General features: G+C 44.6%; 18 protein-coding genes. All 18 read left to right on the plus strand.

What is annotated here, in order from left to right; genetic code table 11:
- The first annotated feature begins 21 nt into the window (after positions 1–21).
- The 18 genes from DESYODRAFT_RS04430 (at position 22) to DESYODRAFT_RS04515 (ending at position 15957) form a co-directional block, all read left to right on the plus strand.
- Complete coding sequence (locus DESYODRAFT_RS04430) at positions 22–789, plus strand: prepilin peptidase (protein WP_007779935.1); 768 nt, start codon at positions 22–24, stop codon at positions 787–789.
- A 92-nt stretch (positions 790–881) separates the two neighbouring features.
- Positions 882–2381, plus strand: a complete 1500-nt coding sequence (pilM, locus tag DESYODRAFT_RS04435) for a type IV pilus biogenesis protein PilM (protein ID WP_007779940.1) — start codon at positions 882–884, stop codon at positions 2379–2381.
- 48 nt (positions 2382–2429) lie between these two features.
- Positions 2430–2972 (plus strand): hypothetical protein, encoded by a 543-nt coding sequence (locus DESYODRAFT_RS04440; RefSeq protein WP_007779942.1) that lies wholly within the window; start codon positions 2430–2432, stop codon positions 2970–2972.
- Between the two features lie 86 nt (positions 2973–3058).
- The gene (locus DESYODRAFT_RS04445) at positions 3059–3538 is read left to right on the plus strand and encodes a LysM peptidoglycan-binding domain-containing protein (protein ID WP_007779944.1); all 480 of its coding nucleotides are present in this window, start codon (positions 3059–3061) and stop codon (positions 3536–3538) included.
- A 164-nt stretch (positions 3539–3702) separates the two neighbouring features.
- Positions 3703–4149, plus strand: a complete 447-nt coding sequence (gene aroQ / locus DESYODRAFT_RS04450; RefSeq protein ID WP_007779946.1) for a type II 3-dehydroquinate dehydratase — start codon at positions 3703–3705, stop codon at positions 4147–4149.
- A gap of 65 nt (positions 4150–4214) precedes the next feature.
- On the plus strand, positions 4215–5279 hold the full coding sequence (locus DESYODRAFT_RS04455; RefSeq protein ID WP_007779949.1) for a M24 family metallopeptidase: 1065 nt from the start codon (positions 4215–4217) through the stop codon (positions 5277–5279).
- A 23-nt stretch (positions 5280–5302) separates the two neighbouring features.
- Positions 5303–5860: an elongation factor P gene (gene efp, locus DESYODRAFT_RS04460; RefSeq protein ID WP_007779952.1), complete on the plus strand. Its 558-nt coding sequence runs from the start codon at positions 5303–5305 to the stop codon at positions 5858–5860.
- A 149-nt stretch (positions 5861–6009) separates the two neighbouring features.
- Positions 6010–7686: a ribonuclease J gene (locus DESYODRAFT_RS04465; RefSeq protein WP_007779954.1), complete on the plus strand. Its 1677-nt coding sequence runs from the start codon at positions 6010–6012 to the stop codon at positions 7684–7686.
- Positions 7687–7839: 153 nt separating this feature from the next.
- A complete protein-coding gene (locus tag DESYODRAFT_RS04470) occupies positions 7840–10170 on the plus strand; it encodes a sensor domain-containing protein (RefSeq protein ID WP_007779956.1) in 2331 nt (776 codons plus the stop codon).
- A gap of 167 nt (positions 10171–10337) precedes the next feature.
- Positions 10338–11402, plus strand: a complete 1065-nt coding sequence (spoIIIAA, locus tag DESYODRAFT_RS04475; RefSeq protein WP_007779959.1) for a stage III sporulation protein AA — start codon at positions 10338–10340, stop codon at positions 11400–11402.
- A complete protein-coding gene (locus DESYODRAFT_RS04480; RefSeq protein WP_007779961.1) occupies positions 11402–11911 on the plus strand; it encodes a stage III sporulation protein AB in 510 nt (169 codons plus the stop codon). The genes spoIIIAA and DESYODRAFT_RS04480 overlap by 1 nt, the downstream gene beginning before the upstream one ends.
- Positions 11912–11933: 22 nt before the next feature.
- Positions 11934–12131, plus strand: a complete 198-nt coding sequence (gene spoIIIAC, locus DESYODRAFT_RS04485) for a stage III sporulation protein AC (RefSeq protein WP_007779978.1) — start codon at positions 11934–11936, stop codon at positions 12129–12131.
- A gap of 11 nt (positions 12132–12142) precedes the next feature.
- Positions 12143–12529, plus strand: a complete 387-nt coding sequence (spoIIIAD, locus tag DESYODRAFT_RS04490; protein WP_007779981.1) for a stage III sporulation protein AD — start codon at positions 12143–12145, stop codon at positions 12527–12529.
- 10 nt (positions 12530–12539) lie between these two features.
- A complete protein-coding gene (gene spoIIIAE, locus DESYODRAFT_RS04495) occupies positions 12540–13712 on the plus strand; it encodes a stage III sporulation protein AE (RefSeq protein WP_007779988.1) in 1173 nt (390 codons plus the stop codon).
- A 13-nt stretch (positions 13713–13725) separates the two neighbouring features.
- On the plus strand, positions 13726–14307 hold the full coding sequence (locus DESYODRAFT_RS04500) for a stage III sporulation protein AF (RefSeq protein WP_007779992.1): 582 nt from the start codon (positions 13726–13728) through the stop codon (positions 14305–14307).
- A gap of 36 nt (positions 14308–14343) precedes the next feature.
- Complete coding sequence (locus DESYODRAFT_RS04505) at positions 14344–14907, plus strand: hypothetical protein (protein WP_007779995.1); 564 nt, start codon at positions 14344–14346, stop codon at positions 14905–14907.
- Positions 14904–15479 (plus strand): SpoIIIAH-like family protein, encoded by a 576-nt coding sequence (locus DESYODRAFT_RS04510; protein WP_242833532.1) that lies wholly within the window; start codon positions 14904–14906, stop codon positions 15477–15479. The genes DESYODRAFT_RS04505 and DESYODRAFT_RS04510 overlap by 4 nt, the downstream gene beginning before the upstream one ends.
- 112 nt (positions 15480–15591) lie before the next feature.
- The gene (locus DESYODRAFT_RS04515; RefSeq protein WP_042338217.1) at positions 15592–15957 is read left to right on the plus strand and encodes a response regulator; all 366 of its coding nucleotides are present in this window, start codon (positions 15592–15594) and stop codon (positions 15955–15957) included.
- Positions 15958–16167: the final 210 nt, after the last annotated feature.

Here is a 16167-nt window from a genome sequence, read left to right on the forward strand (position 1 = left end):
CAAGAAAAGAGGTATGAGTTGTTGTACTTGATGAGTATAACAATAGGGTTTTTAGGGCTCGTAATTGGAAGTTTTCTGAACGTAGTCATATATCGTGTCCCGCGGGGAGAATCCATTGTATCCCCCGGTTCTCATTGTACTGCTTGCGGGCATGCTTTACGGGCCTGGGAATTAATTCCGGTGCTCAGCTTTATCATTCAAAAAGGGCAATGCCGTAACTGTCAGGCTTCTATTTCCTGGCGTTATCCGGCCGTTGAACTTTTAACCGGTATCCTCTTCTTTCTTACAGCATCCTTTAGTTTATATATGGGTATTCATTTGGCTCGTTTAGTTCTAAACCTTGTCTTTGTAGCGGTTTTGATCGCCTTAGCTTTTATTGATTTGGACACCTTCCGTTTACCGGATGTGCTCACCCTTCCCCTTTTGGGGTTAGGCTTATTAGGGTCTTTTTTCATACCGGGAAATCCGGCTGGCTGGGAGAGCTTGCTCAGTGCTTTGGGCGCAGGAGGAATATTCCTGATTATTGCCCTTGTTTATCCCCAAGGAATGGGTCTGGGCGATGTTAAATTGGCTGCGGCGATGGGCGCTTTCTTAGGGTTTCCGTCAATTTTCCTGGCGATTTTTGTGGGAAGTTTAGCAGGAGCCTTCGTTGGGACCGTCCTCCTTATGACTGGTCAAAAGCGCTTTCGTCAACAGATTCCTTTTGGACCCTATCTGGCCTTAGGGGCAATTCTAACATTATTATGGGGAACCCAAATTTTTGACTGGTATTGGACTTGGGTAAGATGATGTTCGATCTATCCGAGTGCTAGCTCTGATTGATACTGCAATAATCAAACCCCGTACTTCGAACCTCGAACCTCGATAAAGGGGGGGTTTTCATGCAAAAAAATTCCGTGGTCTTTGAATTGACGAATGGAGAAATTCGAGTTTTTGATTTTTCGGTCTCTTCGTTCTGGAAACCGGGTCATAGTTCTGCAAAAGTCAAATATGACCGCATTCCAATACCGACTGGAATCATTGAACAGGGAACTGTGCGTGACAAGAACTCCTTAATTGACATTTTATTGACCTATAGGTCAAGGAACTCAGGTAAGTATCAGAAGGTATACTTGGCTATTTCACTGCAGCAAGGATTTATTCAAGCCTATACCCTGCCCTGGCTTCCTAAACGCGACAGAACATCGGCACTGTCTTTATTGGTCGATGAAGAAATTTCGATTGCAAGATCGGACTTGCTATATGATTATCTGGTCATTTCTGAAGAAAAGCACAAAAACCTCAAAGTTCTGCTCGGCGCAGCAAGGCGAAGTCTCCTTGAACATTATGTTTTTATCTTCGGACAAGCAGGCTTTACAATTACTGAAGTGGACTTTGGTTTTTCAATATTAGGTCAAGCCTTAGGATTTGAGGCAAAGGAAGATGCGCTTTACCTTCAGGGGGAGTCTGGGAGTTTACAATTGGTATTATTTCGGGGGATAGTTCCTGAAAATATACGTACTTTATCCCCCTGGCCTGCGAAAAATGAACTTGGTCAGCTAACGTTGAATCTCGGGTCCGCAGAGGATGAGAGGGAGATAAGTTTAAGTGCACAGGTCGAAGTATGGGAAAACGAAATAAACCGCATTCTCTTGTACTATAGAACACAGTACCAAGATCTTAATTTGAAAAGTTTGGTTTGGACCGGGAACTATGCAGCAGAAAAACTGGCCCGGAGGCTGGCAGATTCTGTTCAAAGCCTGACAGTTAAACAAGCCGGGCTAAGGGATATTCCCGATCCGTGGCAGAAGGTGATTGAAGACAGCCCAGGATGTGGTGAAGTGGCAGTTGGCTATGCCCTTAGAATTTTGACGCGGCGTCCTGGGCTTAACCTTTGGCGTCAGCCGACTTCTGAACAGAAAGTTCAGCGAACTTACCTTAGGTTAGCGTTTTTGGTCGTATTTCTTTTAATAATACAAATTTTAATAGGGGTTTCTCTCTCTCACATGGCGATGCCTTTGCAGCAGGAGGTAAATCAGCTTTCAAGTCAAGGACTAAAGGTTGATGAGCAGAATAACAGTCAGGAAGCGCTCGCAACGGCCTGGAATAAGGTGAGTGTTCACTCAGAAGAAATTGGAGAGAGATTGGCCGAAGTTTATGGCTTGGCGGAAACAGGACTTAATATTGAGCAGGTGGTCTTTAAACAAGATATCCTGTCTGTGCGTGGAAGTGCTATTGGCTCAAAGAGTGTTCAAACAACGATCCGGGATTTACGGTTCTTAGGCTGGGAAGAGCTGGCTTTGACTAGTTATAAAGTGACGGAGCCAGACAATGTTGAGTTTGCTTTGAGTGCAAAATATGGTCGCAGCAGAAGGGAGGAAACATTGCTTTCGCTTCCTTAACACCCCTCTGCTTCACGGGAAAAATTTCAGTGTGAAGGAGCGGTTACCATGGCTTTTTTCTTAAGTGAGATCAAGGATAAAACAATCACTGAATCTTCTGTGCCATTTCTTTGGCGACGTCTCTCCCCGCGTAGTCTAAGGGGTGTCATTATTGGAGTTCTCGCCTGCAATATCATGGTGTTTCTGATGCTTTGTCAGCCCGCCTATTTACGACTGAGTTCCTTACAGGAGGATAAGATACATTGGGAAGAAGTATTGAGGAGGGGAGTAAGCTATACTAGCCCTATTATTCCTACAATGGATCAATTGCCTGATATGATTGAGCAATGCCGTAATGCCTTTGTAAACCAAGGCGTGAACGTGGTTTCGGTAAATGTCGAACGGTTTGGTGAAAGGCGGGAGGCCGGAAAAGGTGCGAGTATTGATTACGCTTTAGTTCGTTTGCGTTTACTTGGGCAATGGCAAGGAATCGTCACATCTCTCAAAGAACTTGAGGAAATGCAAGGCGTCGGCATTCATGCTCAGGAAGTAGTATTAGCGGAACCAGGTGGAGAAGCTCTGCTCCAGATCTACTTCTGTACAGGAGAATAATAATTTGGTAAGATATATAAGTTAATGAATTTTATGTAACAAGACATTCCTTATCTTCCATAATCTAAGGAGAGGAGGAATGTGACGTGAAAAGGGAATATTGCATTCAACCCGGGGACAATTTTCATGCTTTAGCTCAACGCTGGGGCGGGACCTGTGAGGATTTTTTACAGATCAACCCGAATGTTGATCCCCTTAGACTTCAAATTGGGCAAAAAATTGTTCTCCCTGAATTTAAAGGGACTAAAGGGATTGAGCAATATGCAGATATTAGTGAAGACCAGGGACATCAGTTTGCCGGAGAATATTTAGACGAAGTCGAAATGGAAGTCGAAGGAGTTCATGTTCGTCTGCGACGCATCGGTGAACCAAAAACTCCTCATGAAATCCATTTAATACTCCCAAGAACTGAAATACGTAAAATCCAGCCCGCCGGACCATGTGGACCAACAGAAGTACAAATCATGCTAAGTAACTTGAATGTTGTGCTCTCCCCTCGCTTAATGAGCGGAGATGGGGACAAAGCGGAACAGGGGAAACCCGCGGTGCAGACAACACAGGAGTGACAAGAGTGACAAGACGAGTGTGAAACGTTGCCCGACATTTTTGTTATGGGTGAAGATTTTTTCGCACTCGTTTACTTTGATTCATGCCGCCTCTTTGACGAAAATACTATGCTACAGTAGGAAATTGTGTTAAAATTTTAAAGGCGAGTTGAGGAAGTGATAAATTGGGTAAGATATGGGTATTCAACGGTCCTAATTTAAATTTGCTGGGACTTCGTGAACCTGAGCATTATGGATCACGCACATTGGCGGAGATCAATCAGGAGATATTGAGGATAGCTAATGAGGCGGGAATTAACGTCGAATGCCGGCAAACGAATCATGAGGGAGATCTCTTAGATTGGATTCAAGCCTTAACGCCTGCTGATTTTTTGATTCTCAATCCCGGGGCCTGGACGCATACAAGTTATGCCCTTCGGGATGCTATTAGTGCAGTGAAAGTTCCTGCGCTTGAAGTACATCTATCCAATATCCATGCACGGGAAGCGTTCAGAGCCAATTCGGTTATTGCCCCGGTCTGTATCGGACAAATCTCGGGCCTGGGTGCTGAAGGGTATGAATTAGCCTTGCGTTATGCCATCGCTTACCAAGTCCGAACGGCTGATGCATGAATTTTGGAAACTACAAATCACGAACTATGAACCAAGAACCACGACTACGAAAAGGGGGAACATCAATGAGTCGCCTGCAACAAATGCGTCAGCAGATGCTTAAGGATAATATAGACGCTTATGTTGTGATGCGCCCGGAGAATGGACGATATTTAAGCGGGTTTTCCGGCGGAGAAGCCACACTGTACATCACATTCGATAAAGCCTTATTATTGACCGACTTTCGCTACATAGAACAAGCTAAGGCTCAGGCCCCTGATTTTGAAATCATTGATGCCGGACAACAGACTCATTTTTCAAAATTGGCAGAAGTTGGGCAACAGGCCCAAAGAGTTGGATTTGAAGGGGACTTTGTCACATATCTGGACTTTGGAAAACTTAAGGATGCCTTTGCGCAAGGGGAACTTTTGTCGCTTCCGGATCTTGTCAGTCATTTACGCTCAGTGAAGGATGATTCCGAAGTTGAATTGATTCGGCAAGCTGTTAAAATTGCCGATAATGCATTTAATGAAGTATTGAAGACCATCGAAAGCGGACAGACTGAGGAAGAAATCAGCTTGAACTTAGAATTTTCGATGCGGCGGGCTGGTGCAAGCGGAGGTTCATTTGAGTTTATCGTAGCTTCGGGTGTTCGTTCGTGTATGCCTCACGGGACCGCCAGCTCTAAGCGGGTTCAATCAGGTGAGTTTCTGACAATGGACTTTGGAGCGATTTATCAGGGCTACTGTTCAGATATAACGCGAACAGTGTTTATCGGAGATCCTGAGGACAAGCACCGTCATATTTATGAAACTGTCTTGGCAGCACAATTGGCAGGAATCCAGGCTGTTGCACCCGGAAAATCCGGAAAAGAGGTCGATGCTGTAGCCCGTGGGGTTATCGAACAAGCAGGCTACGGAGACTATTTTGGACATGGATTGGGACATTCGGTCGGTCTGGCTATTCATGAAGGCCCTAATCTTAATAAACGGGAAGAGCGTATTCTGAAACCAGGCATGGTTGTTACCGTCGAACCGGGTATCTATATCCCGGATTGGGGCGGTGTTCGGATTGAAGATATTGTCTTGGTAACTGAAAACGGCTGTGAAGTCTTAACAAAAGCACCGAAAGACTTTATTGTTTTGGAATAAAATTTTTAGGGGGAAGTATTGACATGATTTCAACAAATGATTTTAAGACTGGGTTAACCATCGAGATAGATGGTGATGTGTTTTCAGTGGTTGAATTCCAACATGTTAAGCCAGGTAAGGGTGCGGCATTTGTGCGTACTAAACTGAAAAATGTCAAGACGGGCGGAGTCGTAGAGCGGAAGTTTAATGCCGGAGAAAAAGTTGAAAAAGCGCATGTAGAACGCCGTGAGATGGACTATCTCTATAAAGATGGAGAACACTTTGTTGTCATGGATAAGGAAACCTATGAGCAAACCTCCTTGACAGATGCACAAATCGGAGACGGTGTTAAGTGGCTGAAAGAAAACATGACCTTAGGGGTACTTTTCTTTGGTACACAGGTTATTGGAGTTGACCTGCCCAATTCTGTCCAGCTCACGGTTGCAGCTACTGAACCAGGGGTCAAAGGAGATACAGCTACCGGCGGTACAAAACCAGCGACTCTGGAGACCGGTGCTGTAGTGCAAGTTCCCTTCTTTGTCAATGAGGGAGACCTTCTTATTATTGATACCAGAACAGGAAACTATGTTCAACGGGCTTAGGTTGCCGGAAGGCAGAAATCTCTAAGAAGCCTGAGCTTTAGACTGGGACTCACTGAACTAAAACCAGAGTGCTTTAAAAGTATATACTTATAAACATGAAAACACCTTCTATGGGGCAAAGTAATAGTGCTGCCATAGGAGGTGTTTTTATGTTGCCTGATAAGACGTCAAAGCTTAGTGTTATTCCGCTCGGAGGGACTGGAGAAATTGGGAAAAACCTGCTTGTCTTTGAATACGAGGATTCCATAGTTGTTATTGACGGAGGCGTAAAATTCCCGGATGATGAATTGCTGGGTATTGATTTAGTGATTCCCGATAGTTCTTATTTGGAGAAAAATCGCGAGCGCATTAAAGGCCTCTTTATCACCCATGGACATGAAGATCATATTGGCGGACTTCCCTTTATTTTGCCAAAATTGAACATCCCAATCTATGGAACTAAATTGGCCCTGGGATTAGTACAGGCAAAGTTTCAGGAACGAGCGGCCTACCCTGAATCGCTGATGCATATTCTGGAACCGGGTAAGCCAATTCAGGCGGGGGCCTTTGAAGTAGAAGCATTTCGGGTTACTCATAGCATTCCCGATGCTGTTGGGTATTCTTTACATTCGCCGGTAGGCCGGGTGATTTATACCGGAGACTTCAAAGTCGATTATACTCCAATCGATGGTCAGGATATGGAACTTGGCAAGCTGGCAGCTTGGGGGCAGGAGGGTGTACTTGCCCTGCTTTGCGATTCTACAAACGCAGAGAGGCCGGGGGTTACTGTGTCGGAAATGGTTGTCGGGAAAACGCTGCGAGAGTGGTTCGAACGGGCTGAAGGGAAAATCATAATGGCTTCCTTTGCCTCTAATATTCACCGGATCCAACAAGCGATTGACGCAGCCGCGGATATTGGCCGTAAGGTTTGCGTTGTAGGAAGAAGTATGGAAAATGTGGTTCGAACGGCGACTGAGCTCGGATATTTAAAATTAAGAGATGAAAGTATCTTAGTCCCTAGTTCAGAGGTGGCTAATCTGCCTTCTGAGAAGTTGCTGGTGCTTACGACCGGAAGTCAAGGAGAACCGCTGGCAGCCTTGACAAGGATGGCTACCAGAACTCACCGGCAGATCAATGTTTTACCGGGAGACATGGTCATCATGGCGGCAACCCCAATACCTGGAAATGAGAAACTGGTTGGCAAGACAATAAACCATCTATATCAAATCGGAGCTGAAGTTGTCACCAAAGATATGGGACAGGTTCATGTATCCGGACACGCCAATCAAGAAGAGATCAAACTCGTGATTCGCCTCACTCAGCCACGTTTCCTCATACCTCATCATGGTGAAATCCGCCATCAAGTTGGTTTTAAACGAATCGGAAACTCATTAGGCTATACGGATCAAGACATCGCAATAACTCAGCTGGGTTCACGGGTTGAACTCTCTACAGATCGAATGGAATTCGGAGAACCTGTAGAAGCTGGAAGTGTTTATATCGACGGGTTAGGTATAGGAGATGTAGGGCAGATTGTCTTGAGAGATCGCCAGCAATTGGCGCAAGATGGAGTAGTAGTGGTTGTAGCCGCAATTTCTAAGGCTAAACCTTACAGGATCTTATCCGGTCCGGATATAATTTCAAGAGGGTTCACATTTATGAAAGAAGCAGAAACGTTAGTGGACGGAGCTAAGGCAGAGGTATTAAATACTCTGGAAAGACAAATTCAGAAAGATCAAATGGAATGGGGAGTTATTAAAGCCAATATTCGGGATAGCCTCGGCAAATACTTATGGGATAAAACTCGCAGACGGCCTATGATCCTGCCTGTGTTACTGACTCATTGAATAATTCAGAAACTTAAGGTTAGAGCGCTGGGGATTGATAAAAACCGAAGCGCTCTTAACTAATTTAGGATATTTGCAGAATCTAAGTATATTTGCAGGAATATTGAATGATATTGAAGAATAATCAAGCAAGCGGGAAAGGAGTGCTTGTTTATGCCGCATAATGGAAAACGGAACTTAAGCAAGGTCACTCCTTTACGGATTACCATTCTGTATGGGGTAGTAGGTTTGCTATGGATTCTTTTTTCAGACCATTTATTAGTCTTAATTGATTTGGATTCACAGACGCTCCTCGGATTGTCTACGTTTAAAGGGGGGCTCTTTGTCTTACTTACGGCGATATTGCTTTATTTCCTGATTCAATTCGGATATAACTCCCTTCAGGAATCTGAGAAAGCCCTGATTAGAGATCGAGTTAACTTAGAGCGCTATCGGCTTTTGGCAGATGAGGTTTTAGATATCATCCTATTTATTAGTCCCGACGGACAAATCATCGATGCCAATGAGGCGGCTGTGAAGCGTTATGGTTATACTCGCCAGGAATTGACGAATATGCCTGTCAGTAAGCTGCGCTTGCCTGAAGACCAAGTAACCGTACCTCACTTCCTCCATAACGCACCGCAAGGGATGCAGTTTGAGCTTAGGCATGTTTGCAAAGATGGAAGTGTATTTCCAATTGACATTAGTTCTAAAGGAGCAACCTCAAATGGTAAACCGATTATTATAAGTCTTATTCGGGATATTTCTCAACGTAAAATAGCAGAAGATGAACGTGTGAAAGCGGAAGCAGAAGTTTGGCTGGAGAAAGAACGTGCCCAAGTCACTCTTGAGTCCATCGCAGATGCTGTGATCGCTACGGATGTTCAGTCGGTCATCGAGTATATGAACCCCGTTGCTGAAGCCTTAACAGGTTGGTCCAAGGCAGAGGGGATAGGTCTTTCTTTAGAAAAAGTCTTTAATATCGTAAATGAAGAAACAGGGAAAGCCCTTGAAAGTCCGGTTGTCCGCAGTCTTCGGGAAGGAAGAGTTATCTGTATAGCAAGCAATCCCGCCCTGATCAATAAGGACGGAATTGCTCTGGCAATTGAGGATTCGGCTGCCCCTATACGTGACAGAGATAATACAATTATTGGTGCGGTTTTAGTATTTCGTGATGTCAGCTATAAGCGAAATCATATGAAAGAGCTGACACACCAAGCTCAGCATGATGCTTTAACCGGGCTTCCTAACCGATTGCTTTTTTATGAACATCTAAAGCAGGCATTAGCTCAGGCTAAGCGTAAACAAAACAAGCTGGCGGTCATGTTCTTGGATTTGGACCGTTTTAAATTAATTAATGATACTATGGGGCACAATCTTGGTGATCAGCTTCTCAAAAATGTGGCAGGTCGAATTCGCCAAACCGTGCGCGGAGGAGATACAGTTGCCCGGCAGGGAGGAGATGAATTCTTAGTTTTACTTCCGGAAATAAACGATGAATTAGAAGCAGCGTTGGTGTCGGACCGGATTTTAGGAGTTTTTGAACAACCCATTATCATCGAGGACAAAGAAGTTTACATAAGCACGAGTATAGGGATCAGTCTCTATCCAAACGATGGCGGCGATCCGGAGTCCTTGGTGAAGCAGGCGGATACGGCCATGTACTATGCTAAAGAGAAGGGGCGGAATAACTGCCAGTTTTTTACGGAGGGGCTTAATATTAAAGCCAATCAGAGACTTTTGACCGAAAACAGTCTTCGTAAGGCATTAATACGCAAAGAATTTATCCTGTACTATCAGCCTCAAGTTGATTTAAAGAGCGGAAAAATTGTTGGACTGGAAGCTCTCATACGGTGGAACTCAGTGGAATTAGGTCTGGTTTCCCCGGCAACATTTATCAATATAGCGGAGGAAACCGGGTTAATACTGCCAATTGGAGAGTGGGTTTTACGTACAGCTTGTGCACAAAATAAGAAATGGCAGAATCAAGGATTTGCGCCTTTGCGTATGTCGGTTAACATCTCTGCCCGGCAATTTCAAGAACCAAGTTTTATTAAGCTGGTTAAGCAAATTTTGGAGGAGACTAACTTGGATCCGCGATGGCTGGAGCTGGAGATTACGGAAAGTATCGCGATGGAAAAAGGTGAACCTACACTCGAGATGTTGAATTCCTTTAAAAAGCTAGGGGTGCGGATTTCGATAGATGATTTCGGTACAGGCTTTTCTTCCCTTAATTATTTGAGCCGCATGCCGATTGATACTTTGAAGATCGATCAGAGCTTTATTCAGGACATCAGCAAGGGAGAAAATGGGGAAGAAGTTGTCACGGCTATCATTCAGCTAGCTAAAAACTTACGCTTAAAAGTGATCGCCGAAGGGGTGGAAACGAATACCCAAAGGACCTTTCTTGAAGATAAGCTCTGTGATGAGATGCAGGGATACCTCTTTTGTAAGGCAGTCCCTTCAGAAGAGGCCGAAAGGTTATTTGTTCGGACTTCAAACTAGTTTTACAAATCGTAAAAATCTATAGCCGTCTCCAAGCCAGTAAAGCCGAGTACATGAGTGCCATGTGCCGGCTTTATTAATTTGGGGCTAACTTCCTCGCTTTTTGTGAGGGATTCATGTCTAAAATTAATAAGTAGGACATACCTTCTATCAAGGGGGGCATTGATGTGTCGCTGCATTACACTCTATCTGTCGTTCAGACACCCAAAGTGAGCCCGAAAGCGCCGCAGACCATACCAAAGCAAAGGGAAGAGAACCTTCCTGGGCTTAATAAGTGTGCAGCTTTATGGGCGGACATAGTCAGGTGGTTTGGGGATGATATCCGTTCAATTTTAGTCGGTCTTAAGGGTGTGGCCTTTCATGAGATTGAAGAGCTGCGCTTAAGAGTGGGACAGCCGCTCTTAGTTCGGACGTCAAACCAGGATCTTTTTATAAACCAGAATGGTGGCGTAACAAGTCCTCAAAAAGCTTACTTTATAAAATCCGAAGATCTGGTCTGTGCTCTGGAAAGGATGACCTATAGCTCGGTCTATGCAGTTGAAGAGGATTTAAAGCAGGGTTTTATAACCCTTCCCGGAGGAAATCGAGTAGGTATAACCGGTGAGGCAGTCCTCCAACAGGGTCAGATTCAGACAATCAAGCACATTTCATCCTTAAATCTTCGTATCGCCAGGGATGTTCCGGGATTGGGTCTGAAAATTTTGCCGCTGCTATTAGATGAAGAGGGTGGGATTTTTCATACGCTTTTGATTTCCCCTCCCCGTGCCGGTAAAACAACTCTCTTAAGGGATCTTATTCGTTCGATCAGCAACGGGGTTCCCCAGTTAGGCTTAAGAGGGCAGACTGTTGGAGTTGTGGATGAACGCGGAGAACTTGCCGGGATGTGGCAAGGGGTCCCGACTTATGATCTGGGATATCGGACGGATATTTTAGACGGGTGTCCAAAAGCCAGGGGAATGAGCATAATGGTTCGGTCCATGTCCCCTCAAGTGCTGGCTGTGGATGAGCTTGGGCATAGGGAAGATGTTATCGCTATTGCGGACGCCTTGCGTACAGGGGTGCAGATTCTTAGTACGGCTCATGCCGGCACGATAGAGGAGGCGAGGAGCAGACCTGTGATAAGTAATCTGTTGGATCAAGGTGTGTTTGAGCGTTTGGTTGTTTTAAGCAGGCAGCATGGACCGGGCACGATAGAAGGAGTTTATGATCTCAGAACAGGGAGGATCCTTTGATGGTGGTGATTGGATGTATTGCGCTCATTGCCGGGTGTGGGTTCCTGGGGCTGTGGATCGCTCACCGAATTCGCCGCCGCCCCATAGAATTACGGGAATGTACGATGGCCTTGGCCCTCTTAGACACTGAAATCGTTTGGGGAGCAACCCCTTTGCCGGAAGCGTTCAACATACTGAAAGAACGAACGGATACACCCTGGCAAGGGTTTTTTGCAGAACTGCAGGAACGATTGCAGCGGGGTGAGTCAGCAAGTACCGCTTGGAAAGAAACAGTGATGGCTCAGAATGCTCATTTTTGCTTAAAGCCAGAAGACTGGCTGGTGATTGGTGATGTTGGCAAAGGTTTAGGACGGTCTGACCGGACAGAGCAGCACAAACAAATTGAATTTGTGCAACGGCAACTTAGTCTGATAAAGGAACAGGCAGAGATCTGGTCGGGCAAACAAGCGAAAATGTGGTCGTATTTAGGTTTTCTCGGCGGAATTGCAGGAGTGCTCATTTTGATTTAAACCATGGAGAGGAGTCGGGGTAATGAGCTTTAACTTAATCATTACAGTCGCAGGAATTGGTATTTTGGTTGGGGTATTAGCCTCTGTATTGAATCAATCCGGGCGCAGCGAAATGGCTCAGGGTGTTACAATTATGGGCGTTATAGTGGTCCTCTATATCGTAGTACAGTCCATCGCAGAATTATTTACTCTGGTTAAGAGTGTTTTTAACCTTTATTAGGGGGCTGAAATGTGGAGATATGGCAGATTGTGGGACTAGCCCTGATTGTGACAATTCTTAGTGTCGTTCTTAAGCAGATCCGGCCGGAAATTGCTTTGCAGCTTTCCATATTAGCAGGAGCGTCAATCTTTATTCTTATTATCAGTAAAATCAGAGTTGTTGTGGATTTATTACAGACTCTTGCAGACCAAGCCAATATTAGTTCCTACTATTTGCTGATCATCTTAAAAATTGTGGGTGTGGCCTATCTTGCAGAGTTCGGAGCCCAAATTTGCCGTGATGCAGGAGAAAGTGCCTTAGGTACTAAGATTGAACTTGCCGCGAAGGTCGGAGTTATTATTTTAGCGATTCCTATTATTGTAGCCATTACAGAGTCATTGGTACGACTCGTTCCGTGAGGTGATGTATTTGCCGCGATTCATCGTCAGTTTGGTATTATTAGTTTTCTTCTTCAGTGGGACAACTTCTCCGGTCTATGCTGATGAGGCAGCCCCTCAATCCCCGGTTAAGGCAGACCTTTTGCAGGAAGTCGATTTAAGCCAAATGCGGGGTTTTCTTGAACAGCTGGACAGCGATGTTCAGAAAGCGATGCCGGGCTTTTCGTTAATTCGTACGTTTGAAGAGCTTAAGAGCGGAGAGTTGAGCCTGAAACCGGAAAATTTAGGGAAGACGTTGCTGTCGGTCTTGGGTCATCAGGTCTTAGGGACAGCGCCCTTGATTGGGAAACTGCTCATCTTAGCTGTACTTGGTGCCGTATTGGGACAACTTCAAGTAGCTTTTGGCGGAAGCGTCGGAAAGACTGCTCAGGTCATGACTTATCTGGTTCTTTTAAGTCTGGCGATAACCTCCTTCAAAGAGTCTTTAGACATCGCTACCGGAGCCATTGATCAAATGGTCGGTCTGATGCAAACCATGTTTCCGGTTATTCTGACCTTATTAGTTACCATGGGGAATCTGACCAGTGCCGCACTTTTTAAACCTCTGATTATGGGCAGCTTGACAGTCTTAGCAACGATTATCAAAACGGTGATTTTACCGCTTTTTTTTCTGGCAGCCGTGCTTAAGCTTTTTAACAATATCTCTGAGCAATTTAAGCTCAGTAAACTTGCCGGACTGTTTGAATTCGCAGGTAAGGTTGCCTTAGGCGGGATTATGACGGTGTTTATCGGAGTCATGACGGTTCAGGGGGTCACCGGAGGGGTTGCAGATAGCGTTGTTTTTCGTACAGCCAAGTATTCTGCCGATCTTGTCCCGGTTGTTGGCAAATTTTTTAAAGATGCTGTTGAACTAGTGATTACATCGGGTCTGCTTCTGAAAAATGCGGTGGGTATCGTTGCCTTATTGGCCATCATTATTATTTGCTTGGGACCTTTGATCAAAATTTTAGCCATGATCCTGGTTTTCCGTATTTCGGCTGCTCTTATTGAGCCCCTTGGTGAAAAGCCGCTTGCGGATAGTCTTCAGGACATGTCCAAAAGTTTAATTTTCATTTTAGTTACAGTTGCTTCTGTAGCAGTCATGTTTTTTATGGCTGTAGCAGTGGCTGTAGGAACGGGAACTTTTTCGGTGATGTTGCACTAAGGAGGAGAGTGCCGTGCAGACGCTGCAAACGCTCGTACGCAATTTAGCGATCATTTTATTGATAGCCACCTTTCTGGAAATGCTGCTGCCCAATAAATCAATGCGCGGATTCGTCCAGATGGTGATGGGATTATTTGTGATTTCGGCGGTCCTCACTCCAATTACTGCGCTTCTAAAAACTCCTTTGTCGATGGATATTCCGGCTTGGACAGCGACAACCCAACAGGATTTGCCTGCCATAGCTGTTGAAGGGCAAGGGGCTAAAATTGGAGGAGATGCAGTTCAGGAACAATATCGTCAGATTCTGATAAATCAAATTAAAGCGCTGGTATTAGGTATTTCAGGCGTCGGGGATGCGGAGGTTGACGTTAAATTTGAAGAGGGAGCAGGGGGGATAATCGATCAGCCTTTAATTGCTGAGGTGAATGTGTTATTAACGTCTGCCCAAGAAACGATTCAACCGGTACAGCCCATTATTATCGGGGAATCACAAACCCCAATGACAGCTCAATCTCCAAAAGCCGAAGAGGTTAGGGAGCGGGTTGCCGTATTTATGAATTTGGCTAAAGAGAAAATTTTTGTTCAGGAAGGTTAGCGGTCATGTAAAGTAATGAAAGGGGGTATACTCAATATGGAGTGGATGAAAAAAATTTCGTCTGATAAAATGTTAGTAGGGTTAGTATCTCTTGCAGCGGTGGGGATGGCTTTTATTTATCTCGGCAAGGGGCCAATAGCCCCTCCTCAAAGTGAACAAACGCAATCTGCAGTAACAACGGTTGCAAGTCCGACGACTAAAATCGGGGTTTTAGAAAAAGAATTAGAGAGCAAACTCCAAACTAATATTTTAATGATGGAAGGGGTAGGCAAGGTTCAAGTCTCGGTAAATTTTTTGACAGGGCTTAAAAGTGAGTATGTGCGTAATAATAATGTCACAAAACGAACGAATAAAGAGACTGACAAAACCGGGGGTACTCGTGAAACTACGGAAATTACGGAAAATCACCAAGTAGTCATGCCTAATGGTGCTTCCCAACCGGTTATTGCGATGGAAGATCGTCCGGAAATTGGGGGGGTATTAGTGATAGCTGAGGGTGCACGGGACCCAAAAGTAAGAGAAGGAATTCATACGGCGGTGCAAACCCTTTTAAACATTGAAAGTGCCAGAATTACGGTTGTGCCAATGGGTGGAGTATGATGTTTAAGCGTTTGAGCAGGCCTGTGCTTTTAATTGTTGGTCACAAATCGCGGCTGGGATTAGTTTGCCTTTTAGGGGTGGCGGCCTTACTGGGAACATTAGGAGTTGGCTTGATGACCTTCGAACCACAGACCTATCTTTCGGGACAAGCCAGTTTTCCTGTCAATGCTCCGGTAGTAGACCCTTCAATTCAGTTTCAAGCAGAAACCGTCAAGCCGAATGATTCAGGCGGAAACTATTTTGTTAATTATCGCCTAAAACGAGAACAGGTACGCCAAGAGGCGAAAGCGATGCTTGCCAAGCTGTTGGATTCAACTGTCGAAAAAAGTAAAACTCAAGCCCAAGAAAAATGGCTGGAACTTAGTTCGGAAATTCAACAAGAGGAAGAAATTGAAAATTTACTTAAGATTAAAGGATTTCAAGATGCCGTAGCAGATGTTTGTTCAGAACATGTGACCGTGATCGTGTATGCAGCAAATTTAACCCCTCATGAAGTGAGTCTGATTCAAGATATTGTCGTTCGGACGACGAATGTTCGTTTAGATAAGATTACAGTATCAGCTAAAACGTGAAATCTCCGTTAAAAAGTTCTATAAGGTTGAGCAGGAAAATGACTGTATCAAAGCGAATTATATTGAATCAATAGGACTATAGTCCCGGGACGAGAGGATGATAGCACTGAGAATGAGCAAAATTCTTATTGCCGATGATGCCAGTTTCATGCGTCTAATGATTAGTCAGATTCTTGCTCGACAGGGTTTAACGGACATTATCGAGGCTGAAAACGGTCAGCAGGCTGTAGAGCAATTTAAATCTAATAATCCGGACCTGACCCTCATGGATATCACTATGCCGGAACTTGACGGATTAGCTGCTCTTGAGGAAATCTTGAGTTTTGACCCTTTAGCCAAAGTGGTTGTATGTAGTGCAGTTGCCAACGAGAATATTGTTATGGAAGCCTTAAGACGAGGTGCGGTTGATTTTGTAGCTAAACCGTTTCGACCAGAGGAACTGCTGTGTATCGTCCTTAGAAACCTAAAGGATAACTAGTGTCTTGCTCCCTATTAAATTACTTGTAAGCTGTCACCTTATGATGGAAGACAGCTTTTTAATTTGCCGTATTCGTTAAATTAGGAAACATAATTAAGCTTAAATACATAAATAGTGATCATAATAAGGTGTTTATTGTATACTTGGGCTCATTTTGTTGAAAAAGGCAGGTCACCCCCATATAATAGTACATATGCATTTCAGGAGCGC

This window comes from Desulfosporosinus youngiae DSM 17734 (assembly GCF_000244895.1).
Taxonomy (GTDB): domain Bacteria; phylum Bacillota; class Desulfitobacteriia; order Desulfitobacteriales; family Desulfitobacteriaceae; genus Desulfosporosinus; species Desulfosporosinus youngiae.